General features: G+C 71.0%; 20 protein-coding genes. 7 read left to right on the top strand and 13 right to left on the bottom strand.

Features of this window, described 5'->3' with window-relative positions; all coding sequences use genetic code 11:
- Positions 1 to 608 precede the first annotated feature (608 nt).
- Positions 609 to 2,966, bottom strand: coding sequence for a DNA helicase PcrA (gene pcrA, locus DFP74_RS16695; RefSeq protein ID WP_121182577.1), 2,358 nt, complete (start codon positions 2,964 to 2,966; stop codon positions 609 to 611).
- Between the two features lie 156 nt (positions 2,967 to 3,122).
- Here pcrA and DFP74_RS16690 point away from each other — a divergent pair, with 156 nt between their 5' ends.
- Positions 3,123 to 4,052 (top strand): nucleoside hydrolase, encoded by a 930-nt coding sequence (locus DFP74_RS16690; protein WP_121182575.1) that lies wholly within the window; start codon positions 3,123 to 3,125, stop codon positions 4,050 to 4,052.
- 104 nt (positions 4,053 to 4,156) lie between these two features.
- Here the strand turns inward: DFP74_RS16690 and DFP74_RS16685 are convergent, their stop codons facing one another.
- The gene (locus tag DFP74_RS16685; protein ID WP_121182573.1) at positions 4,157 to 4,828 is read right to left on the bottom strand and encodes a response regulator transcription factor; all 672 of its coding nucleotides are present in this window, start codon (positions 4,826 to 4,828) and stop codon (positions 4,157 to 4,159) included.
- A 134-nt stretch (positions 4,829 to 4,962) separates the two neighbouring features.
- A complete protein-coding gene (locus DFP74_RS16680; RefSeq protein WP_121182571.1) occupies positions 4,963 to 6,168 on the bottom strand; it encodes an ATP-binding protein in 1,206 nt (401 codons plus the stop codon).
- 187 nt (positions 6,169 to 6,355) lie between these two features.
- Between DFP74_RS16680 and DFP74_RS35045 the strand changes: the two genes are divergently transcribed.
- Together DFP74_RS35045 and DFP74_RS16670 are read left to right on the top strand one after the other, a co-directional pair.
- Complete coding sequence (locus DFP74_RS35045; RefSeq protein WP_121182569.1) at positions 6,356 to 7,777, top strand: PspC domain-containing protein; 1,422 nt, start codon at positions 6,356 to 6,358, stop codon at positions 7,775 to 7,777.
- Positions 7,764 to 7,982: a hypothetical protein gene (locus DFP74_RS16670; protein WP_121182567.1), complete on the top strand. Its 219-nt coding sequence runs from the start codon at positions 7,764 to 7,766 to the stop codon at positions 7,980 to 7,982. The genes DFP74_RS35045 and DFP74_RS16670 overlap by 14 nt, the downstream gene beginning before the upstream one ends.
- Before the next feature lie 72 nt (positions 7,983 to 8,054).
- On the opposite strand, the gene rsmA is transcribed toward DFP74_RS16670, so the two are convergent.
- Both rsmA and DFP74_RS16660 read right to left on the bottom strand, forming a co-directional pair.
- Entirely contained in the window at positions 8,055 to 8,951 is an 897-nt protein-coding gene (gene rsmA, locus DFP74_RS16665; protein WP_121182566.1) for a 16S rRNA (adenine(1518)-N(6)/adenine(1519)-N(6))-dimethyltransferase RsmA, read from the bottom strand.
- A 73-nt stretch (positions 8,952 to 9,024) separates the two neighbouring features.
- Positions 9,025 to 10,062 (bottom strand): ubiquitin-like domain-containing protein, encoded by a 1,038-nt coding sequence (locus DFP74_RS16660; protein ID WP_370013508.1) that lies wholly within the window; start codon positions 10,060 to 10,062, stop codon positions 9,025 to 9,027.
- Positions 10,063 to 10,515: 453 nt separating this feature from the next.
- Between DFP74_RS16660 and DFP74_RS16655 the strand changes: the two genes are divergently transcribed.
- The 3 genes from DFP74_RS16655 (at position 10,516) to DFP74_RS16645 (ending at position 14,871) form a co-directional block, all read left to right on the top strand.
- Positions 10,516 to 11,610, top strand: a complete 1,095-nt coding sequence (locus DFP74_RS16655) for a CaiB/BaiF CoA-transferase family protein (protein ID WP_121182564.1) — start codon at positions 10,516 to 10,518, stop codon at positions 11,608 to 11,610.
- A 93-nt stretch (positions 11,611 to 11,703) separates the two neighbouring features.
- Positions 11,704 to 13,980, top strand: coding sequence for a hypothetical protein (locus DFP74_RS16650; protein WP_121182562.1), 2,277 nt, complete (start codon positions 11,704 to 11,706; stop codon positions 13,978 to 13,980).
- Between the two features lie 537 nt (positions 13,981 to 14,517).
- A complete protein-coding gene (locus tag DFP74_RS16645; RefSeq protein WP_121188311.1) occupies positions 14,518 to 14,871 on the top strand; it encodes an STAS domain-containing protein in 354 nt (117 codons plus the stop codon).
- Positions 14,872 to 14,893: 22 nt separating this feature from the next.
- Here DFP74_RS16645 and DFP74_RS16640 read toward each other — a convergent pair whose 3' ends face one another.
- A complete protein-coding gene (locus tag DFP74_RS16640) occupies positions 14,894 to 15,589 on the bottom strand; it encodes a M50 family metallopeptidase (RefSeq protein ID WP_121182560.1) in 696 nt (231 codons plus the stop codon).
- A gap of 262 nt (positions 15,590 to 15,851) precedes the next feature.
- Between DFP74_RS16640 and DFP74_RS33910 the strand changes: the two genes are divergently transcribed.
- Complete coding sequence (locus tag DFP74_RS33910; protein ID WP_199725676.1) at positions 15,852 to 16,103, top strand: hypothetical protein; 252 nt, start codon at positions 15,852 to 15,854, stop codon at positions 16,101 to 16,103.
- Positions 16,104 to 16,333: 230 nt separating this feature from the next.
- Here DFP74_RS33910 and DFP74_RS16630 read toward each other — a convergent pair whose 3' ends face one another.
- The 7 genes from DFP74_RS16630 to ehuC all read right to left on the bottom strand — a co-directional run bounded on the left by DFP74_RS16630 (position 16,334) and on the right by ehuC (position 23,437).
- Complete coding sequence (locus tag DFP74_RS16630) at positions 16,334 to 16,780, bottom strand: SRPBCC family protein (RefSeq protein WP_121182558.1); 447 nt, start codon at positions 16,778 to 16,780, stop codon at positions 16,334 to 16,336.
- 61 nt (positions 16,781 to 16,841) lie between these two features.
- Complete coding sequence (locus DFP74_RS16625; protein WP_121182556.1) at positions 16,842 to 17,807, bottom strand: NUDIX hydrolase; 966 nt, start codon at positions 17,805 to 17,807, stop codon at positions 16,842 to 16,844.
- Positions 17,804 to 19,909: an RNA degradosome polyphosphate kinase gene (locus DFP74_RS16620; protein ID WP_121182554.1), complete on the bottom strand. Its 2,106-nt coding sequence runs from the start codon at positions 19,907 to 19,909 to the stop codon at positions 17,804 to 17,806. The genes DFP74_RS16625 and DFP74_RS16620 overlap by 4 nt, the downstream gene beginning before the upstream one ends.
- A gap of 249 nt (positions 19,910 to 20,158) precedes the next feature.
- Complete coding sequence (locus DFP74_RS16615; protein WP_199725675.1) at positions 20,159 to 21,094, bottom strand: CPBP family intramembrane glutamic endopeptidase; 936 nt, start codon at positions 21,092 to 21,094, stop codon at positions 20,159 to 20,161.
- Between the two features lie 164 nt (positions 21,095 to 21,258).
- Positions 21,259 to 22,083, bottom strand: coding sequence for an ectoine/hydroxyectoine ABC transporter ATP-binding protein EhuA (gene ehuA / locus DFP74_RS16610; RefSeq protein ID WP_121182552.1), 825 nt, complete (start codon positions 22,081 to 22,083; stop codon positions 21,259 to 21,261).
- On the bottom strand, positions 22,070 to 22,705 hold the full coding sequence (ehuD, locus tag DFP74_RS16605) for an ectoine/hydroxyectoine ABC transporter permease subunit EhuD (protein ID WP_121182550.1): 636 nt from the start codon (positions 22,703 to 22,705) through the stop codon (positions 22,070 to 22,072). The genes ehuA and ehuD overlap by 14 nt, the downstream gene beginning before the upstream one ends.
- Positions 22,706 to 23,437 (bottom strand): ectoine/hydroxyectoine ABC transporter permease subunit EhuC, encoded by a 732-nt coding sequence (ehuC, locus tag DFP74_RS16600; protein WP_121182548.1) that lies wholly within the window; start codon positions 23,435 to 23,437, stop codon positions 22,706 to 22,708.
- Positions 23,438 to 23,440: the final 3 nt, after the last annotated feature.

Here is a 23,440-nt window from a genome sequence, read left to right as displayed (position 1 = left end):
CACACCGAAGTGTGACGGGGCCAAAACAAACATGGCTTAAAGAAATTCAAACACGCGCTGTTGAGTTCTCAAGAAGCAACCGCTCATCCCGTACAAGCCCCGGTGCCGTTTCCGGCCCGTTCGCTCTTCCGTGGAAGGCTGTCTTGTCTGCGTTTCCACCGCTGTGAGCGGCTTGGACGCTTCGTTGTGTCTTTACTTTATCAGGTGTTCCGTGCCCCGCCAAATCGGCGGTTTCGGAGCAATTGATCGGGGTAAAGCCCGTTTCGCTTCTTCCGACCCGGCGAATTCGCCCGGCCTTTGAAGCAACTCCCCGAGCCTACCCGACCCGAAACACTGCTCGAACCGGAAGTTCGGATCCCGACCCCGTCCCACCGTCAGGTCGTGCACAGCACGCCGCACGGGAGAGTGAGGTCTGGAAGTTGGAGAGTGACCGGCACGCCCGCCGCTCCTGTGGAGCCGCGTTCGTCTCGCTCGGTCTTGGCCAACTCTACCCCCGGCCGGGAGTGCGTCGGACACGTTTCAGGAAACTCCCGGGTGTCGTGGCTTACAGCGCAGCCGCAACACCGGACGAACAGCCACGTAACGGGCCGCTCCGGCGACCCTCGCGCTCAGAGCTTCTCGATCGGCGCGTACTTGACCAGGAAGTCCTTCTCGCCGATGTCGGCACCGAAGTCGATGCGCGCCTTCGTCTTGTCCCCCGAGCCCTCGACCAGCTGGACCCGTCCCATACCGAAGGAGTCGTGGTTGACCAGGTCGCCCACGCTCAGCGTCGGGGCCTCCTTGGTCGGCCGGGCCGCGCCTGCGCGCGAACGCGATCCACCGCCGAAGCCGCCACCGAAGCCGGCACTCGAACCTCCGCCGCCCCAGCCACCGGACAGGCCGCGGCTGGGCGGCGGCGCCAGTGTGGACTCCGCCCGGCGCCAGTCCACCAGCGTGGACGGGATCTCGTCGAGGAAGCGCGACGCCGGGTTGTAGGACGGTGTCCCCCAGGCACTGCGCACGGCGGCCCGGCTCAGGTAGAGCAGTTTCTGGGCGCGCGTGATGCCCACGTAGGCCAACCGCCGCTCCTCCTCCAGCTCCGACTTGTCCCCGAGCGTCCGGGTGTGCGGGAAGACCCCGTCCTCCATGCCGGTCAGGAACACCGCCGGGAACTCCAGCCCCTTGGCCGCGTGCAGGGTCATCAGCGTGACCACCCCGCCCTCGTCGTCCGCGTCGGGGATCTGGTCGGTGTCGGCCACCAGCGCGATGCGCTCCAGGAAGTCGACGAGCGTCGGGTCCCCGGGGTCGAGCGCCGATCCCGCTTCCCCGCCGTCCTCACCCTCCTCGTCGGAGGGCTCCTGCTCCAGCAGCGTCGCGAAGGTGTGCTCGAACTCCCGGGCCACGTCCACGAACTCCTCCAGGTTCTCCACCCGGCTCTCGTCCTGGAGGTCCTTGGACTCCGCGAGCTCCGACAGGTACCCGGTCTTGCTCAGCACCGCCTCGACGATCTCCGCCGGCGTGCCGGTCGGGACCGTCTTGCCCAGCTCCTCCAGCAGGGCGACGAACGACTGGATCGCCTTGGCCGAGCGGGCCGCGATCCCGGGCGCCTCGTCGACCCGGCGCAGCGCCTGGGAGAACGAGATCCGCTCCCGGGCGGCGAAGAGCTCGACGGCCTCCTCCGCCCGCGCGCCGATCCCGCGCTTGGGCACGTTGAGGATGCGGCGCAGGCTGACCGTGTCCTCGGGGTTGGCCAGTACCCGCAGGTAGGCCAGGATGTCGCGGATCTCCTTGCGCTCGTAGAAGCGCACGCCCCCGACGATCTTGTACGGGAGCCCGGTCCGGATGAACACGTCCTCGAACACACGCGACTGCGCGTTGGTCCGGTAGAAGACCGCCACCTCGCAGGGCCGGACCGTCCCCTCGTCGGTGAGGCGGTCGATCTCCCCCACCACGAACGCGGCCTCGTCGTGCTCGTTGTCGGCGACGTACCCCGTGATCGCCGGCCCCTCGCCCTGCTCCGACCACAGGTTCTTGGCCGGGCGGCCCTCGTTGCGGTCGATCACGGCGTTGGCCGCGGAGAGGATGTTCTGGGTGGAGCGGTAGTTCTGCTCCAGCAGGATCGTGCGCGCGTTGGGGAAGTCGCGCTCGAACTCCAGGATGTTGCGGATGGTGGCGCCGCGGAACGCGTAGATGGACTGGTCGGCGTCGCCCACCACGCACAGCTCGGCCTGTGGCACGACACTGGTGTCGGAGCCCTCGGCCGCGCCCACCAGTTCGCGGATGAACATGTACTGGGCGTGGTTGGTGTCCTGGTACTCGTCGACCATGACGTGGCGGAACCGCCGGCGGTAGTGCTCGACGACGTCCGGGAACATCTGGAACAGGTTGACCGTGAGCATGATGAGGTCGTCGAAGTCCATCGCGCCCGCTTCGTGCAGGCGGCGCTGGTAGAGCTGGTAGGCCTCGGCGAGCTTCTTCTCCTGCTCGGTCTGGGCCTGCCCGGCGAACGTGTCGTAGTCGATCAGCTCGTTCTTGAGGTTGGAGACCTGCGCGGAGAACGCCTTGGGCGGGAACCGCTTGGGGTCCAGGTCCATCTCCTTGCACACCAGCTGCATCAGGCGCGCGGAGTCGGCGGAGTCGTAGATGGTGAAGCTGCTCGGATAGCCGAGCCGGTGTCCCTCCCTGCGCAGCACGCGCACGCACGCGGAGTGGAAGGTCATGGTCCACATGGTGTTGGCCGCGCGGGTCCCGAGCAGGGCCTCGATGCGTTCCTTCATCTCGGCCGCGGCCTTGTTGGTGAAGGTGATGGCGAGGATCTCGCCCGGACGCACACCGCGCTCGGCCATGAGATAGGCGATGCGGTGGGTGAGGACGCGGGTCTTGCCCGACCCGGCGCCCGCCACGATCAGGAGCGGTGCGCCGCTGTGGGTGACGGCGTCGCGCTGGGGACCGTTCAGACCTTCGAGAAGCTGCTCTTGGGAGGACACCGTTACAGGTTACGGCCGACCTCGGACGGACGCCGACGCCGGAGCGGTACGGGCTCCGTTCGAGTAGTCACAACAGGGCGAAGCGGGCACCTACCCTGGGTGGATACGGGTCCCGGTCCGGGGCCGCGGCCGTCTGTCGGGGGAGCTTCCTTGTCCATGCGTGTGTTCGTTGACTGTGACCCGGGGATCGACGACGCCGTCGCCCTCGCCTACCTCGCCGCGCGCGGCGACGTGGAGATCGTCGGTGTCGGCGCGGTGTTCGGCAACAACAGTGTCGACGTCACCGCCGACAACGCCCTGCGGCTGCTCGACCTGTACGGGCGCCCGGGCGTTCCGGTCGCCGTCGGCGCCGGCCGTCCGCTGGTGCAGGAGCCGCGTCTGGCCGAGCACGTCCACGGCGGCAACGGGCTGGGCGACGTGGAGCTGCCCGCGCCCACGGGCAAGCTCGCCCGGGAGTCGGCGGCCGAGCTGCTGGTGAACCTGGTGCGCGCGGCTCCGGGCGAGATCGACGTCCTGGCGGTGGGCCCGCTGACCAACCTGGCGATCGCGCTGGGTCTGGAGCCGGAGCTGCCCCGCCTGGTGCGCCGCCTCGTCGTCATGGGCGGCGCTGTCAAGGCGCCGGGCAACGTCTCCTCGCACGCCGAGGCCAACATCAGCAACGACCCCGAGGCCGCCGAGGCGGTGTTCGCGGCCGGGTTCGACCTGGACCTGGTGGCGCTGGACATCACCATGGAGACCGTGGCCACGCCGGAGTGGCTGGCGCGGCTGAAGGACGTTCCGGGTGAGCGGGCCGAGCGCACCTCGGCCTTCCTGGACTTCTACGCCGACTTCTACGCGGGGCTCTTCGGTGTCCGCCAGTGCGCGATGCACGACCCGCTGGCCGCCGCCGTCCTGGTCGACCCGCACCTGGTGACCGGCTCCTACGAGACGCCGCTGCGCGTGGAGCTCGCCGGGGGTCTGACCCGCGGCATGACCGTGGCCGACCTGCGTCCGCGGCCGGCGCGCGACGAGCGCCGTCCCGCCCGGGTCATCACGGGCGTGGCGGAGGACGAGTTCCTGAACCGGATGCTCGACGCCCTGCGCTAGACCGTGTTCTTCAGCCGCAGAAAGACGGCCTAGAGCTGTTCGGTGCGGCCCGTCCCGGTGGGGCGGGCCGCACCTCTATGTTCCGTCGCGCCCCGCCGCGGGTCTCAGACCAGGCGGCGGGCGGTCGCCCAGCGGCTGAGCTCGTGCCGGTTGGACAGCTGGAGTTTGCGCAGCACCGAGGACACGTGCGTCTCCACCGTCTTGACGGAGATGAACAGCTCCTTGGCGACTTCCTTGTACGCGTAGCCGCGGGCGATGTGCCGCAGTACCTCGCGCTCGCGCTGGGTGAGGCGGTCCAGCTCGGGGTCGACCGGCGGGGCGTCGGTGGCGGAGAAGGCGTCGAGCACGAATCCCGCCAGGCGGGGCGAGAAGACGGCGTCGCCGTCGGCGACCCGGACGATCGCCCGCGCGAGCTCCGTGCCGGAGATGGTCTTGGTGACGTAGCCGCGAGCGCCGCCGCGCACCACGCCGATGACGTCCTCGGCGGCGTCGGACACCGAGAGCGCCAGGAAGCGGATCTGCGAGTGCTGTGCCAGGACGCGCCGCAGCACCTCGACGCCCCCGCCGCCCGGCAGGTGGACGTCGAGCAGCACCAGGTCGGGCAGCTGCTCGCCGATGACGTGCACCGCGCTGTCGACGTCGTCGGCCTCGCCGACGACCTCCACCGCGTCGCCGAGTTCACCGCGCACCCCGCTGCGGAACAGTCGGTGGTCGTCCACGATCACGACGCGGGGTATCGCGTCTCCGTCGCTGAAGGTCGTGCTCTCGTCTCCCACACCGCGACTCTACCTTTTCCGGGGTGTCCGGTCAGTGCCGACCGAACCACTTCCCACCGGTCCGCGGCGGCCGGTCCCGGCCGGTCGTGGAGCCCCGACGCCGCCCCGGAAGCGGACCCCGCCGCCCGGACGTGTCAGGGCTGCGGGGCGCGGGGCATGCGCAGCTGCACCTCGGTGCCCTCGCCGGGGGCGGTGCGGATGCGCGCCGATCCGCCGTGGCGGTCCATCCGGCCGAGGATGGAGCCGCGTACGCCCATCCGGTCCTCCGGGACGGCCTCCAGGTCGAATCCGGCGCCGCGGTCGCGCACGAACACCAGCACCTCCTCGGGCTCGACCTCGCCGAACACCGAGATCTCGGACGTCTTGGCGTACTTGGCCGCGTTGACCATGGCCTCGCGGGCCGCGCGCAGGACCGCGCCCAAGGAGTCGTCCATGGGGCAGTCGCCCACGCACACGACCTCGATGGGCACGCCGTGCTCCTCCTCGACCTCGGCCGCCACCCGTTCGAGCGCGGGAGAGACGGTGGTGTCGGCGTCGGCCGGGCGCCGGTAGAGCCAGGTGCGCAGGGCGCGCTCCTGGACACGGGCCAGCCGCTGCACCTCGCGCGGGTCGTCGGCTCGGCGCTGGATCAGGGTCAGGGTGTGCAGGACCGAGTCATGGATGTGCGCGGCGAGTTCGGCCCGTTCGGCGTTGCGGATGCGTTCGCGGCGCTCCAGGTCGCGGTCGCGGATCAGGCCGATGATCCAGGGCGCCACGACCAGGGACACGCCCGCGATGAGGGTGAAGGCGAAGGTCAGTCCGGCGCGGGCGTCCTGGAGCTGCTGTTGGAAGGCCAGGAAGCCGATGACGCCGACCACGATGAGCAGGATGCCGGCGCCGGCGCGCATCAGGCCCTTGCCGCCGACGCGGTGGACCGTGCTCGACATCCACTCGTCGCGCTGGGCGGGGTTGGCCTGCTGCCACAGGATGGCGGCGCCGAGGGCGCCGAAGACCAGGAACCACAGGAGTGGGTCGAACACTCCGCCGAACAACAGGAACAGGGTCCCCAGTCCGGCGGCGAGGCCGATGTAGGCGACCAGTTGCGACACGTCCCGGCCCTTGCGCACGGTGGTGTCGTCGGGGCCGGCCGTGTCCTCCTTCGGCGGCTCGTTGGGGACGAAGAAGTACAGGGCGATGTAGACGGCGATGCCCATGCCGCCGATCGACAGGCACATGAAGGCCAGGCGTACGACCACGGGGTCGACGCCCAGGTGCCTGGCCAGGCCGGATGCGACGCCGAAGAGGAGTCTGCCGTGCACCGCGCGGGTAAGCCGCGGGGTGTCCGAGGCCGTTGGTGCCACCACCGACTGATCACCGCTCTCGTCCGTTCCTTGATGTCTCCAGCATGCCCCCTGGACCCCCGCGCGGGCATCGGGGGCGCGTCCCTGGTCGTGCCCTGGTTTCGGTCAGGGTGGGTTCAGGGTCGTCCCGGATTCCGCTGACCGGCACTTTCGGGTGACGATGGTGGTGTCGAGGAAAGTGCGGTGAATGACGATGACGGACACACCGTCGCCTGCCGGGGCGGGCGAGAGCTCCCCTTCGCCGGAGACGCCCGCGGGTACCGGAACGGAGGGCGCGGCGCCCGGGGCGGCTCCCGAACGCGAGCTCCGCAAGTCCGACGACCGGGTGATCGCGGGCGTGTGCGGCGGTCTGGGCCGGTTCACGGACACCGACCCGGTGGCGTGGCGCACCGGTTTCGTGCTGACGGCGTTCGCCGGCGGCTCGGGGATCCTGCTCTACGTCGCCGCGTGGATGCTCATGCGCGACTCCCACGGCGGGCCGGCGACCATCGAGCAGATGTTGAACCGCGGCATCCCGTCCCGGGCGGTCGTGAAGCTGCTCGCGGTGGGCCTGGCCGTGATGACGGCGCTCAGCCTGCTGGGCGGCTACAGCTGGGGGACCCTGCTGTTGGCCGTGCCGCTCGTGCTGGGTGTGCTGTCCGCGCGCAACCGGGGCGTCGACCTGCGGGGCGCGTTCACGGGTCTGCGCGATGACCTGCGCACGCACGCCCCACCGCCCATGCCCCAGTCGCCCGAGCCCGCGGCGGCGTACTACAACCCGGCCCAGCCGTGGGCGACCGCGCCTCCCGGTCCGGTGGACCTGGCCGTGGTGTCCGAGCGCACCTCACGGTCGGATCCGGACGCCCACGAGGACGCGGACGACGGGGACGGATCGGACGGGTACGGCGGTGCGTCGGGGAAGAGCAGGCGCAAGCGCTGCGGCGCTCCGCTGGGATCGCTGGCGCTGTGGACGCTCGTCGCCATGGCGATCGTCTTCCCGATCTGGATGCAGGGCTGGGATTCGTCCCTGTGGAGCGCGGACACGGCCAGGCTGCTGTTCGGTCCGGAGACCGGGGTGTACTTCCTCGCCGCGGCCCTGGGCGTGGTCGGGGTCTACGCCCTGGTGGGGACCTGGGCCGGCAACCCGACCGGACTGATGTTCCTGGGGCTGACGCTCGCGCTGGTGCTGGCGGCGGCGTCGGTGACCGACCTGACGCGGGTGCGCGTCGGCGACGCCTCCTGGGCCCCGGCCACGGTCGCGGAACTGGAGGGGGGCGACCACCGGCTGACCGTCGGCGGATCCTCCCTGGACCTGGCGGGTCTGACGGACCTGGAGCCCGGGGACACCGCGGACGCGGACGTGCGGGTGGGCCTGGGCGTCACGAAGATCATCGTGCCGGACGACGTCCGGGTCGAGCTGACCTCGCGCATCGGGTTCGGTGCGGTCGAACTCGACCCGTCGACCGATGACATGGACGCGATCGGCTCCCGGATCGAGAACGAGTCCGTGATCGAGCCGGTGGCGACGGATACGCGGAGAGAGGACGGCGACGAGGCCGATCCCCCGACGATCAGGATCAATGCCGACGTCCGCTTCGGGGTTGTGGAGGTACAGCATGGTGAGGCGTAGGGCTGACTGGGGATCGCTGGTCGCCGCGGTGTTGTTCCTCGGTCTGGCGGTGGCGTTCGCCGTGCGGGGGTCCGGCGACTGGGACTTCAACGTGGTGTGGGTGCTGCCCGTGCTCGCCGTGGGCCTGGGGATGGCCGGTGTGGCGCGGGCGCTGACCCGCTCCCGCGGCGCGAACGACCGCGACGGGGAGTCCGCCTCCCACTGATCGCGGCCTCCGGTAGGGCGGCGGCGTCCGCGCCGTCGGGGTCCACCAGATCGCTTCGTCCGGCGCGTCGGGTCACAAGGCCTGGCGCGCCGGCTTCTGTTCGGCGATGGCGGCGAACTCCTCGATGCCCAGGGACTCACCTCGGGCGGAGGGGTCCACCCCGGCGGCGCGCAGCGCGGTCTCGGCGGCGGGCGCCGACCCGGCCCAGCCGGCCAGGGCCGCGCGCAGGGTCTTGCGGCGCTGGGCGAAGGCCGCGTCGATCACCGCGAAGACGTCCTGGCGGGAGGCCTGGGTGTCGGGCTCGGGGCGGCGGATCAGCTCGACCAGCCCGGAGTCGACGTTGGGCGCGGGCCAGAACACGTTGCGGCCGACCGCGCCGGCCCGGCGTGCCCGCGCGTACCAGGCGACCTTGGCGGAGGGGACCCCGTAGATCCGCCCGCCCGGGGTGGCGGTGATCCGGTCGGCCACCTCGGACTGGACCATCACGAGCACGCGCCGCAGCGACGGCAGGAGTTCGAGCAGGTGCAGCAGCACGGGCACGGACACGTTGTAGGGCAGGTTGGCGACCAGCGCCGTGGGGGCGGGGCCGGGCAGCTCGGCGATGCGCATGGCGTCGCCGCGGACCACGGTGAGCCGGTCGGTGAGCTCGGGGGCGTGGTCGGCGACGGTGTCCGCCAGGGCCTCGGCCAGGGCGGGGTCGATCTCGATCGCGGTGACGTGGCGCGCGTGCGGGAGCAGGGCCAGGGTGAGGGAGCCGAGCCCGGGTCCGACCTCCACCACGACGTCGTCGTCGGTGACGCCCGCGACCCGGACGATCCGGCGGACCGTGCCGTGGTCGATGACGAAGTTCTGGCCCAGGGTCTTGGTGGGCCGGATACCGAGGCGTCCGGCCAGCTCGCGCACGTCGGTGGCGGTGAGCAGGCGGGACCGGTCGGCGGGGTCGTTGGCGGGTGTCTGTGTCACCCACACATCTTGCCATCACCGCGGGACCTCTCCGGGGCGTGCGCCGCGCAGAGGCCCCCGCTGGTGGAGGGCTCGCCGGTCAGTCGAACAGGCGCGCGCCGCAGTGGGGCCACTGGCTCTGCCAGTTGCCGCCGACGGCGTCGTAGAGCTGCTGCGCCCGCTGTGTCTGCTCGCCCGCGCCGGCCTCGGACGGCAGGCCGGTGCCGCCGACCGACTGCCAGCTGGCGGTGCTGAACTGGTACAGGCCGTAGTAGCCGCCCGCGGAGTTGACGGCCGTGGGGTCACCGCCCGACTCGCATTCGGCGAGGGCGCCCCAGTCGAGGCCCCCGGCGGCCCCGCCGCCGGCCGGCGGTGTGCCGGCCTCCTCCTCCGCCTCGGTGCCGACCTTGACGAGCCCGTCGACGGGCTCGGTGACGATCTCCTCCGAGAGCCGGTGCTCGACCTCCTCGCCGTCGCGCAGGACGGTGGCGGTGGTGACCTCCCGCAGGCCGTCCTCGGGTTCGGTGACCACCTCGCGCTCGCCCTGGGGCAGGTCGGGGTCGTCGCGCTCCTCGGTCTCGGCCTCGATGACGACCTCCTCGGTGACCGGTGCGGTGAGCACGGGCAGGACCCCGACGACCATGTCGGCCTCGGCGGCCTCGTCCGGCTCGGGGGTGACGACGTCGTGTTCACCGAGGGCGACCCCCGCGGCGTCGAGGACGTCGGCGACGGTCGTGCCGGTGGTGCGGGTCTCGGTGCGGACGGTGTCGTACATGACGACCATGCGCGGGGCGCGTTCGGCGGAGACCGCGAGCCCCTCGTCGGGGATGGCGGTGCCCTGGGACGCGGAGAGCTCCACCGACTCGGGGTCGAGGCCGATCTGGTGCAGGGCCTCGCCGAGGTCGGCGGCGATGACGCTGTGGGAGAGTTCGTGGCCGTCGAGTTCGACGGTGAGGTCGCGGGGGGAGCGGATGAGGACGTGGTCGCCGTCGCTGACGGGGGTGTCCGGGGACGGCGCGACGACGTCCTCGGGCGCCGGCTCGATGCCCGCGGCCTCCAGGACGTCGGCGACGGTCCCGCCGAAGGTGTGCACGGTCCGCTCCTCACCGTTGGCGTCGAGGACCACGCCCTTGTCCATGGCGAAGGCGGTTCCGCCCGCGGTCGCGGCCAGGACCGCGGCGACGGTGGCGGCCAGGACGGGGAGCGGGAGGGGGAGTCGGCGCCGATCGCGCCTTCGCCGGGAACGCTTCCTCTGGGTACGGGGCATCGCGGTCTCGCCCTTCTCGGCGCGGGTGTGCACGGGTCGTCCTCGCTGGTGGCGGCGGTGCCTCGGCGGGGTGGCGCGGGCAGGGGGCGCGGCTCGGACCAGCGAACACGGCCACATTAACACCCATTCTTGAATTGCTTTTTGACCTTGACCGAAAAGCCGTCGGGCGATTTTTCCCTTTCGCATTCCTTGTGGTATTTCGTTCGGGGTATCACGCGGCGTCGGCGCCGTTCCCTCAGACCGAACGGCGTTCTAGTATGAGCGTGGTCGTCCGACGACCGCAGATCCGCACGCCCGCACCACCGCCCCCACTGGAGGCCACCGATGGGACCCCTGCACGGCATCCGCGTCGTCGAGTTCACCGGGATCGGACCGGCGCCGATGACCGGCATGCTCCTCGCCGACCTCGGCGCCGACGTCGTCCGCCTGGACCGCCCCGCGGCGGCCGAGGCCATGACCGCCGGCTCCGCCGGCCCCCACATGAGCGAGGGGCGCACCGTCCTGGGCGCCGACCTCAAGTCCGAGGAGGGCCTCGCCCTGGCCCGCGACCTCGTCACCCGGGCCGACGTCCTGCTGGAGGGCTTCCGCCCCGGCGTGATGGAGCGCCTCGGGCTGGGCCCCGACACGTGCCTGGACCTCAACCCGCGCCTGGTCTACACGCGTGTGACCGGCTGGGGCCAGGACGGCCCGCTCGCCCGGACCGCCGGGCACGACATGAACTACGTGTCCGTCAACGGCGCGCTGCACTCCATCGGCCGCGAGGGCGGCCCGCCCGTCCCGCCGGTCAACCTCCTGGGCGACTTCGCCGGGGGCACCATGTTCGCCGTGACGGGGATCCTCGCCGCCCTGGTCGAGCGCCAGGGTTCCGGCCGCGGACAGGTCGTCGACGCCGCCATGGTCGACGGCAGCGCGCTGCTGATGTCCATGGTCTACGAGGACCGCGCCCGGGGAGCGTGGACCGACGAGCGCGGCACCAACTACCTCGACACCGGGGCGCCCTGGTACGACGTCTACGAGTGCTCCGACGGCCGCCACGTGGCCGTCGGCTGCATCGAACCGCAGTTCTACGCCGCCTTCCTCGCGGGCACCGGCCTGACCGGGCAGGACCTGCCCGACCAGTGGGACCGGGACGGCTGGCCGCGGCTGCGGGCACGGTTCGCCGAGGTCCTGCGCACCCGCACCCGCGACGAGTGGGCCGCGGTGTTCGAGGGCCGGGACGCCTGCGTGACCGCGGTCCTGGCGCCGGGCGAGGCGGTCGGGCACCCCCACGTCCGCGCACGCGGGACCCTCACCGACCAGGACGGCCGGCTCGTCCCCGGCCCGGCCCCGCGCTTCGACCGCACACCCGGCGGCGTCACCCGCGGGCGCCCCCTCCCGGACGCCCGGGAGACCCTGAAGGCCTGGGGACTGAACCTCTGAGACCGGGGCGCGCGGCCCGGCGCGTGGCGTCCACCGCCGGGGGCGGCCGCTGACTAGGGTGAGCGACCAGTCCGAACCCGAGGAGGTTGCGCCATGCCACTCAGCCCGGCGACCGCGGGCCGCGGGCTCTCGGCCGTGGTCGGCCTGTTGCTCGCGGCCGTCCTGCTGAGCGCCGCCCCCGCGGCCTCCGCGGAGTCCCGCGCGCCGGGGGCCCCGGCCGAGGACGCGCCGCCGACGGTGCTGGTGGGCGTTCCGGGGCTGCTGTGGAAGGACGTCACTCCCGAGAACACGCCGACCCTGTGGGAGATGGCGGACGCGACCGCGATCGGCAACGTCTCGATCCGCACCGCCACGTCCCGCACCTGTCCCACCGACGGATGGCTGACGGTGTCGGCGGGCGAGCGCGCCCTGTCCGAACGGGAGAGCTTCACGGCGTGCGAGGCCGTACCGGAGCCCGTGCGCGACGGGTCCGGCGCGGTCCTGGAGGAGTACGAGAGCTACGCCGCGCCCAACCGGGAGTCGGTCTTCCAGGCCCCGGTGGGCCTGCTCGGCCAGAGCGTGCGCGACGCCGGCGGCACCACGCTGGCGGTCGGCCCGGGCGCCGCCCTCGGGGTGGCCGACGCCTCCGGGCGGGTCGACCACTACCTCGCCTCGGTCCACGACCTGACCCGTGAGCGGTGGTCGGGCGTGACGCTGGCCGCCGTGGAGCTGCCGGACCTGACCCGGCTCTACCCCGATCCCCCGCTCCCCGCGGACCGGGAGGCGCCCGAGGAGGGCGAGGCGGGAGAGGCGGGAGAGGCGGACGAGCCCGACCCCGAGGACGTCCCCACCTGGGCGCGCGAGGAGGCGCTGGCCGACCTCGACGGCCGGCTGCGGTCGCTGGTGGACCTGCTGCCGCCCGGCTCGTCCCTGATGGTCGTCGGCGTGTCGATGGACACCGGGCCCTCGGAGCTGACCCTGGCCGCGTCCGGGGAGGTCGTCGACGGCGGTGTGGGTGGCACGCCCGGGTTCCTCGCCTCGGACTCCACGCGGCGGCCGGGCCTGGTCGCGCTCACCGACACCACGCCCACGCTGCTGGAGAGCACCGGGGTCGCCCCGGCCGAACCGGTCGGCGGCCGTGCGTGGCACCGCACCGACCGCCCGGCGACCACCGAGGAGGCCGTGACGTGGCTGGTGGACTTCAACACCGCGGCGGTGGTGGTCGGCGGCGCCATCCCCGGGTTCTTCAGCGGCCTGGTCGTCTTCCAGCTCCTCATCTACGCGGCCGCGGCCTACTCGCTGCACCGCTACGCCAAGGGCCGGCACGTCAAGCGCGCCCTGGTCCTGACGGTGACGCGGGTGGTGGCGCTGGCGGGCGCCTCCTTCCCCGTGGCCAGCTACCTGGCCAACCTGGTCCCGTGGTGGGCCTCGCCGCAGCCGTTCCTGGCGCTGCTCGCCTGCGTGCTGAGCGCGGACGCGCTCGTGGTGGCGCTGGCCATGGCGGGTCCGTGGCGCCGCACGATCCTGGGACCGATGACGGTGGTGGCGGCCACGACGACGGTGGTCCTGTTCGTCGACCTGTCCTTCGGCGCCAACCTGCAGATGAACTCCCCCACGGGGTACTCACCGATCGTGGCCGGGCGCTTCTACGGCATCGGCAACATCGCGTTCGCCACGTTCGCCACCGGCATGCTCATGACGGTCGCCGGTGTGTCCCACGAGCTGATCTCCCGCGGCCGACGCACGGCGGCGGTCGTGGCGACGGTGGTGATCGGGGCGGCCTCGGTGGTGATCATCGGCTGGCCGGGCCTGGGCACCGACTTCGGGGGCGTCATCGCGCTCGTGCCGGGACTGGCGGTGACGACCATGATGATCGCGGGCGTGCGGGTCACCCCGCTGCGCCTGGCCGCGGCCGGAGCGGCGGCCGTGACGGTGATCACCGTGCTGGCGTGGCTGGACTACCTGCGCCCGCCGCAGGAGCGCAGCCACTTCGGGGAGTTCGCCTCCCAGGTGCTGGGCGGCGAGGCCGGCCCGGTGGTCACGCGCAAGCTGAGCGCGATGCTGGGGACGCTGGGCAACTGGCAGCTGACGCTGCTGGCCGCGGGCGCGCTGCTGTTCCTGTTCGCCGTGCTGAACCGGCCGACCAACTGGCGGATCGGGGCCCTGCAACGCGCCTACGAGGACGCGCCGACCCTGCGGGCCGGTCTGACCGGTTCGCTGGTGACCGCGCTGGTGGGGTTCGCGGCCAACGACTCGGGGGTCGCCATCCCGGCGATCGCTCTGACGGTAGCGGTGCCGCTCACACTTTCGGCGTGTGCTTGGGCACTCCAAGAGGGATCCGAGAATCCCCCAAACAATGACAAAACCCCAGAATCCGCCCAGAAAATGTGATGCAGGCCTCATGGGTCGGCCGCAGGGCACTACACACGGGCACGACCTTGCGTCGCTCACGTCACGAAACGGCCACAGCCCTATGGTAAAGTCCGTGCTTGTGCCGCTGTCTCCGACGCGGCGCAGGGCCCGCGCGAACGACTCGGTGGCACCGGTCACGGCCCCGATCGGGGAATGACCGCCCGCTCTCGCGGGTTGATCGGTCTGACAGGGTCTTCGCGACCCGGCATCGACGCACGGCGCGTGTCCGCAGACGCGCCACCCACCACCGCGGTCGCGGCGACCGACCCACGTCGCCCACGGAACCTTCGGTCCGGCCCCGAGCGTTATAGGGGCAGCAGCGCGCCTGATCCACGACGAGTGGACACGGCGTCTCATCCCCGGCCCCGACTCGGGGAACCACACGAGGAAATGATGAACCATCAGTTCGGCCACCGCGGCAACGCGAAGAACACACCGGTCCGCGCGCGCTCCTGGAGCACCGCGCGGCCTGCCTCGCCGACCTCTCGGGCCAGGCCCGACTACGCCGGAGTCGCCATGCCCGACCTGACCATCGTCTCCACCCTGCACGACGCCGGACGGGTGCTGGCGCTCGACGGCGAGATCGACATGGCCACGGAGCGCCGCTTCCAGGACGCGGTCACCGAGGCGCTCATGACGCAGCCCCACGGCCGCGTGGTCCTGGACTGCACCGACCTGCGCTTCATCGACTCCAGCGGCCTGCGCGTGCTGATCCGCGCGCACAAGACCGCCCGGGAGCAGGAGGCCGTCCTGGCGATCGCCGCCCCGGTCCACCGGGTGCTGCAGACCCTGCGCGTGACCTCGCTCGACACGCGCATCCCCATCTTCACGACCGTCACCGAGGCCCTCGCCGCATCCCAGGTGCGCTGACCCGCCTCGCGTCGGCTGCCGCCTAGAAGAGCAGCAGCCACACGCCCAGGCCGGTGACCACGAGGTTGACCAGGCCGAACACCACGACCCACAGCGTGCCCGGCAGACCGGTCAGCCGGGCCAGCTGGTCGGCGTCGGAGTGCGGGGAGGGCTGGCGCATCCGCTGGCTCTGGAGTTCGAACACGGGCCTGATCCCCGCGAACAGCAGGAACCAGATGAACAGGTAGGCGAAGGCCGCCTGGATCTCGGACGGCGTGAACCAGCTCACCGCGAAGACCACCGCGCCGGTGCCCACGACCGACACCACGCCGTAGACGTTGCGGATCATCAGCAGCATGGCGGCGAGCACCACGATGCTCAGCCACAGCAGCGCGGTGATGCGGTCGGACATCAGCATCAGGATGCCCAGCAGTCCGATCACCGACGACGAGACGTACCCGGCGAAGACGGTCAGGACCATGCCGACACCGGTGGGCCTGCCCCGGGAGACGGTCACGCCCGAGGTGTCCGAGTGCAGCCGGATCGCCGTGAGCTGACGTCCGCTGAGCAGCGCCACCAGGGCGTGGCCGCCCTCGTGGGCGATCGTGACGACGTTGCGGCCGATCCGCCAGGGCGGCCCCAGCAGGACCGCCGCCAGGCCCAGGACCGCCGCCGTGACGATGATCCACCGCTCCGGTTCGGGCTGGACGGACAGCACTTCCCGCCAGACGTCACCCAAGGTTGTATCCACCACTGCTCCCGAATCGTCGACGGAGGTCCGCAGGGCCCGTCCACGAAACGCCGCGGTGGCCGGGAGGCGCTGGAACACGCGGGCCCTTGCCGAACTTTAGGGCATTTTGTGAGGGCTCCGCTCCCGACCGTCGCAGGTGGATCCGCCGAGCGATCGGTACGCGCGCGGCGATGAACTGGCCAAAGCGCATCGACGAACCTAAAGTCATCACTTGCAGCACTCAGTCGATTACTCACAGCTAGGAACGCACGTGAAACGCATTACCGCACTCGCCCTGCTGACCGTGTCGACCGGAGCCGCCCTTGCTCTGGCCGTCGCCCCCGCCTCCGCCACCGTGAGCGACGGGTACGACGGCTACTGTGACGGGGACCGGTCCGCCGTGGAACAGCTCCACGGCGGCTGGGGCCACGGGTACGACGGTTACTGTGACGGCCACGGCCACCACGGTGACCACGGCCACGGGCACGGCCACGGCCACGGCCACGGCCACGGCTACCACTAGTCCGCGCGGCACGGCCCGCGGTCCGGGACCGCGGGCCGTGCTCCGCAGAACCTGTCGGGTCGGTACCTAGGCCGTGTTTTTCTGCAGGCTTTCGGGTGAGCTCGCGGTCGTCAGGTCGTCTCTCGCCAGACGATGTGCGAAGTTCAGCCTGGTCGTGCTGCACGAGCGCAGAGGTGCCGCGAGAGGCGGTCCTGGCGGCCGCGAGCCCGGAATGCTGCAAAAAACACGGCCTAGGCTGCGGCGGCCTTCTCCGCGGCGTCCTTCAGGCGCAGCAGCGACTGCTCGATGCCGGCGGCGTTGCGCGCCGGCAGGCCGGCCAGCACGTAGTAGGCGGAGAAGCCGATCGAGTAGTCGAACGTCTCGGTGACCCGCGTCCCGCCCCCTTCCAGATCCTCCAGCTCGTACCGCCACCGGTGGGGGCCGATGTGCCGCCAGGCGATGAGCCGGTCCGGCTCGAACTCCACCACCCGGTTGGTCATCCGGTAGGAGACGCCGAACATGCGCATGTCCATGCCGAACTCGGCGCCCTCCTCCAGGCGCTCCGGCCCGGACACCGCGCCGCGCACCGTGCCGGACCCGTCGACCTCGCTGTGCCGGGACGGCGTGGCGAGGATGTCGAAGATCCGGGCGGCGGGGGCGTCGATGACGATACTCCGCGAGACCTTGTGTGTACCCATACCGCGATGATGCCAGCGCCCCCGGCCACCCCCGCGGCCGCCCCCGCGCACGGCGCCGCGCTCAGCCGCGGACGGCGTGCCGCTCCACGCCCGCCAGCGTGCCCTCGCGCGAGACGTGCACGACCCAGAACGCCCCCTTGCGCAGTCCCGACTGCTGGGTGTTGGGCGCTCCCAGCCAACCCAGCGCCTCCGCCATGAGCTGTGGCACGAGCTCACCGTGCGTGCACAGCACCGTCGGGATCCCCTCGGTCAGCAGGGACCGGAAGGCGGCCCGCGCTTCGTCGGCGTCGTAGGTGCCGTTCCACACCGTCACGGCCCGTTCGGTGCGCATGGGGGCGTCGCACTCCAGCGAGTAGGGCAGCATCGACTCCGTGCACCGCGCCGCCGCCGACGAGACCACACGGGGGCGCCCGTAGGCGCTCAGCACGCGCGGCAGGGCCAGCGCGTCCGCGCGGCCCGTCCCGTCCAGCGGTCGCAGCAGGTCGTTGTCGGTCCAGCTCCGCTTCTCCCCCGCCGACAGGTGCCGGAGCAGGATGATCGGGAAGGTGTCGTGGGGCCCGGCGCGGAAGTTGTCCAGTACGTGGACGTCGTGTTCGTAGGTGAGCCGCTCGCGCGCCTCGTCGACGGGGACCCACTCCACGGAGTCGACCTCGTCGTTGGGCTTGTAGTCGATGATCCCGCCGGGCTCGGCCGGTGTGGCGGCCCACCACTCGACCTGCTTGGGCCACCCGTCCTTGAGGTAGTACTGCGGCGGGAGCCGGCGTCCGAGCACGGGCGTCAGCCCGGTCTCCTCCTGGACCTCGCGGACGGCGGCGATGATCGGGTGCTCGCCGTTCTTGAGCTTGCCCTTGGGCAGGGTCCAGTCGTCGCGGAGGGGCCGGCGGATCAGGACGACCTCCGTGCCCCCGTCCGCCCCGGGCCGCCACAGGACGGCTCCCCCGGCCCGAATGGGTTCGAGGTAGCCGCCGACCGCGGTGTCCCTGGGCGGGAAGGCGCTGGTCACCTGGATCTCGTCACCGTCGCTCATCCGCTCTCCACCACTCGTAGGTGGCGGTCGCCTCGCAACACGTCCTGCAGGTCCATCAGTCGTCGCCCTTCCTCGTCGTGCGTCCAACGGGTCCAGGAGCCGTCCGGCTCCAGGTGCCACGACGAGGTGCCGTCGGCCATCGCCAGGTCCATGAGGCCCACGAGTCTGCGGCACTGCTCGGAGTCGGACACCCGGACGAGGGCCTCCACCCGCCGGTCCAGGTTACGGGGCATGAGGTCGGCGCTGCCCAGCCAGACCTGGGGGCGCCACCCGTTGGCGAAGATGAAGACGCGGGAGTGCTCCAGGAAGCGGCCGAGGATGCTGCGCACCCGGATGTTCTCGGACAGGCCGGGCACGCCCGCGCGCAGGACGCAGCTGCCGCGCACCCACAGGTCGACGTTCACCCCGGCCTGGGAGGCGCGGTAGAGGGCGTCGATGATCTCCTCGTCGACCAGCGAGTTGACCTTGATCCGGATGCGGGCGGGCTCGCCCTTGAGGCGGTTGTCGATCTCGGCGGCGATCTGGGCGAGCAGGCCCTCGCGCAGGGCCGCGGGCGCCACGAGCAGGCGGCGGTAGTGCTTCTTGCGGGAGAATCCGGTGAGGCTGTTGAAGAGGTCGCTGACGTCCTCTCCGACCTCCGCGGACGCGCTGAACAGGCCGAAGTCCTCGTACACGCGGGCGGTGCTGGGGTTGTAGTTGCCCGTGCCCACGTGGCAGTAGCGGCGCAGCTGGCCGTCGCCGTCCTGGCGGATGACCATGGACAGCTTGCAGTGCGTCTTGAGGCCGATGACCCCGTAGACCACGTGGCAGCCGGCGTCCTCCAGCTTGCGGGCCCACTGGATGTTGTTCTGCTCGTCGAAGCGCGCCTTGACCTCGACCAGGACCACGACCTCCTTGCCCGCGCGGGCGGCCTCGATCAGGGACTCCACAATGGGCGAGTCTCCGCTGGTGCGGTACAGGGTCTGCTTGATGGCCATGACCTTGGGGTCGGTCGCGGCCAGGGAGAGGAAGCGCTCGGTCGTGGTGGCGAACGACTCGTAGGGGTGGTGGACGAGGATCTCGCGCTCGCGGATGGCGGCGAACAGGCCGCCGGAGGCCAGGGCGCGGGGCTCGACCGGGACCATCGGCGGGAAGCACAGCTCGGGCCGGTCGGCGTCGGCGATCTGGTCCAGGCCCGCGAGGTTGAGGGGGCCGGGGACCCGGTAGATCTCCTCCTCCTCGGCGCCCAGCTCCTCGGTGAGGATGTTGAGGACCTCGGCGGTGATGGACCGCTCCACCTCCAGCCGCACGAGCGGTCCGAAGCGGCGCCGCAGGAGTTCGTTCTCCAGGGACTGCACGAGGTCGTCGGTCTCGTCCTCGTCCACCTCCAGGTCCGCGTTGCGGGTGACGCGGAAGGCGTGGTGCTCCACGACCTGCATGCCCTCGAACAGCTGCGGGAGGTGGGCGGCGATGACGTCCTCGACCGGGACGTACCTGCCGTCGCCCCGGCTGCCGAGGTCGATGAAGCGCGGCAGCGGGCTGGGCACCTTGACCCGGGCGAACATGCGCCGCTCGTCCCGGGGGTCGCGGACGGTGACGGCGAGGTTGAGGGAGCGCCCGGAGATGTAGGGGAACGGGTGGGCCGAGTCCACGGCGAAGGGGGTGACCAGCGGGTAGATGGAGCGGCGGAAGTACCCGTGCAGGTACTCGCGCTCGGAGTCCTCCAGCTCGTTCCAGCGCAGGATGCGGATACCGACCTCGCGCAGCGCGGGGGCCACACTGTTCTCGAAGCAGGCGCTCTGCCGGCTCATCAGCTCGTGCGTGAACGCGGAGATGCGCTCCAACAGGTCCCGGGGGTGGTGGCCGCTGGCGGAGGCGACGGGCAGCCCGGTCGCCAGGCGGCGCTTGAGCCCGGCCACGCGCACCATGAAGAACTCGTCGAGGTTGCTGGAGAAGATCGACAGGAACCGCGCGCGCTCCAGCAGCGGGACGTCCTCGTCCTCGGCGAGTTCGAGAACGCGCTGGTTGAAGCGGAGCCATCCCTCCTCGCGGTCCATGAAGCGGTCGGCGGGAAACTCGGCGGCGGTGGGGACCGCGGGCGTAGGCGCTGATTCCGTGCTCACAGTGGGCAGACTCCCCCTTTTTCATGACCACACGGTGACAACCCCGTGAGGGGGAAATGACCGCAACACGACTGGTATGAACCATGTCTACCCATCTCCGCCCACATGCGCCTGGTGGACGTGCATTGTTTCCACAGGTTTCACACCATTCGGGCGGAAACGACCGACAAGGTCACCGGGAGTCAGGGGTCGGGAGCGGCCCAGGGGACGGGTCGGCGGGGCCGCGCGCACGCGTACGCCCGTCGGCGGTCAGGGGGTGACGCCGATGTTGAGGTCGGGCGGCATCAGCACGACGAACATGCCGATCCGGATGATGACGTTGATCCACAGGTTGCGGAAGCAGGACCAGAGGTAGCCGTACAGCAGCCCGGCCGGCCCGTAGCTCAGCAGGGCGAGCGCGATGACGTAGCCGAAGCCGTCGCCGGGCAGCTGCGAGATCTCGTCGAAGGGCTGCACGACGGCGTAGGTGAGCGAGAAGACCAGCGTCGCCGCGACGATGCCGCCCCAGCGCCCCATGATGACCTCCAGGCGCGTCTGGAGCATGGCGCGGAAGAAGATCTCCTCACAGACGGCGATCAGCGCGAACGCCAGCACGAACCCGATCAGGCTCAGGTTGAGCGGCGGCAGGCCGACCTGGGGGATCACCGCGTACCCGGCCAGGAGCAGGACCACGGCCGCGGGGATCAGACCCAGCCACCGCCACGGCGTGTGCACCTTCAGGGCGACGGCGGGCATGGCCGTGCCCTTGCCGTCCACGGTGATCCCCGACCGGTCCATCACCAGGATGGGCAGTGTGAACAGGAACAACAGCCGGGAGACGAGCGAGGCGGACATGTTCAGGTCGGCCCCGGTGTGGTCGCCGTAGAGCCGGAAGACCTGTGACAGCAGGATCATCAGCAGCACGAAACAGGCGAGGAACACCCCGAGCCAGATGAGCTCCCGCACGAGCGGGTGCCCCTCCAGCGCTTGGTGGACGCGCCGGTCCAGGCGCTCCCGGTCACCGAAGCCGCTGACCACCGCCCAGGCCATGACGCCGCCGATCAGCATCGGTGCCCAACCCGCGAACAGCAGGAGGGCGGCCCTCTCCGTGAGCTCGGTGCGCAGCACCGGGTGGAAGGCGATCGGCAGGGCGATGATGAGCGCGGCCATCGAGAGCCCTGCGAGGAGCCCCCATCTTCGCACCATGGTCACAAGCGTCCCCCCTGTCTCAGAACACTCATTCTGCCCAAGGGGAAACTAAAAGCTACGCAATGACTACGGTATGTCGTCAGTGCAGTTGAGGAGGCTCTGACACACGAAACCCCGCGTACCGGATGGACCAGTACGCGGGGCCGGTGCACGGCACAGGATCAGTCGCCGTTGTTGAGGACCGACCGGAGGAAGGACTTGGTCCGCTCCTCCCGCGGGTCACCGAAGATCTGGTCCGGGTGGCCCGCCTCGGCGATCCGGCCCTTGTCGAACATCAGGACGCGGTGGGACACGTCCCGCGCGAAGCCCATCTCGTGGGTCACGCACAGCATCGTGATGTCGGTCGTCTCGGCGACCTCGCGCAGCACGTCCAGGACGCCGGCCACCAGCTCCGGGTCCAGGGCCGAGGTGACCTCGTCCAGGAGCAGGATCTCCGGCTGCATCGCCAGAGCGCGGGCGATCGCCACGCGCTGCTGCTGGCCGCCGGAGAGCTGCGTCGGGTGGGCGTCGATCTTGTCCCCGAGCCCGACCAGGTCGAGCAGCTCGCCCGCACGCTCGTTGGCCTCGGCCCTGGGCGTGCCCAGGACGTGGATCGGCGCCTCGGTGATGTTCTGCCGAACGGTCATGTTCGGGAACAGGTTGAACTGCTGGAACACCATCCCCACGCGCTTGCGCTTGGCGCGCAGGTAGCTCTCGCTCGCGGGGATCAGGCCGGAGCCGCGGGCCATGTGGCTGAACGGCTCGCCGTCCACCCAGATGTGCCCCTCGGTGACCTTCTCCAGCGTCATCAGGAGCCGCAGGATGGTCGTCTTGCCCGAACCACTCGGCCCGATGAGCGTGACGCGCTCCCCCGGGTCCACGTTGAAGTCCAGGTGGTCGAGCACGGTGAGGTCGCCGAAGCGCTTGACCACCTGGTCGAAGACGATCAGCGGCTGGCCCTCGACGCCCTGGGGTTCATCTTTCTGCGGGGTCTCAGACGGCGGCATAGCGTCGCTCCAGTCGTCGGATCAGGATCGCGGAAGGGATGCTCACGATGAGGAAGAGGAAACCGACCATGGTGTACATCTCCACCACGCGGAAACTCGCCGCACCGAGCCTCTGCGCCTGGGTGAGCAGCTCGGTCACGCCGATCGCGAAGAGCAGCGGCGTGTCCTTGAACATGGCGATCAGGTAGTTGCCCAGGGCCGGGATGACCTTGCGGATGGCCTGGGGCAGCACGATCGCGCCCCAGGTCCGGCTCTGGGGCAGGCTCAGGGCCCGCGCGGCCTCCCACTGGCCCTTGGCCACGCCCTCGATGCCCGACCGGTACACCTCGGCGGTGTAGGCCGAGTAGTGCACGCCGAGCACCACGACACCGATCGTCATGCCGGAGACGGTGCTGGGCGCGAGGAGGAAGACGAAGACCAGCTGGATGACGAGGGGCGTGGTGCGGATGAACTCCATCATCCCGTGCACCACGCTGCCCACGATGGGCACGCGCCTGACCATGGCCACGGCCAGGCCCAGGAGCAGGGCGATGAGGTAGCCCATGACGGTGGCCTGGACGGTGACCCAGAGCCCGGTCAGCAGGTCGGGCATCACCTCGAAGGTGAACTGGAGATCCCACATCTAGAGTGCACCTCCCCCACGTGCCCCACCGACGGCCGGGTGCTTGAGCAGTCCCTTCAGACCGGTGCCCGCGGGGGGAGTCCGGCCGAGCCTGCGGTTGGCACGGCGTTCGAGCAGTCGCATCCCGGCGATGAGCACCTGCGCGATCAGGTAGTAGAGGACGAAGGCGCCGATGAAGGCCACGATGGTCTCACCGGTGCCCTGACGCATCTGCTGCGCCACGGCGGTCAGATCGGTCACCCCGATCAGGTAGGCGACGGCGGTGGCCTTCATCAGTTCGATGATGAGGTTGCCGAAGGTGGGCAGCATCTGCGCCCAGGCCTGCGGCAGGACCACCAGGCGCGTGCGCTGGAACCAGGACATGTTCAGTGCGACCGTCGCCTCGACCTGCGGCTTGGGGACGGCGTTGATGGCCGCCCTGACCACCTCGGCGCCGTAGGCGCCGATGTTCAGGCCCAGGGCGACGATCGCCGCGAACATGTCGTCCAGCTGGAAGCCGGTCGCCAGCGGGAGCGCGTAGGCCATCCAGAACATCAGCACCAGGGCGGCGATGCCGCGGAACACCTCGACGTAGACCGTGGCCACGGCCCTCGGCAGCCAGTGCGTCATGCTGCCGAGGATGCCGAAGACCATGGCCAGGACGAAGGCCAGGGCACTGCCGCCGATGGTGAGCTGGATGGTGACCCACACGCCGTCGAGATAGAGCGGAAGCCGCTCGATCAGGAACTCCACGGC

This window comes from Nocardiopsis sp. Huas11, assembly GCF_003634495.1.
Taxonomy (GTDB): domain Bacteria; phylum Actinomycetota; class Actinomycetes; order Streptosporangiales; family Streptosporangiaceae; genus Nocardiopsis.
The sequence above is the reverse complement of the archived record's forward strand: the minus strand, read 5'-3'. Positions and strand labels throughout refer to the sequence as shown.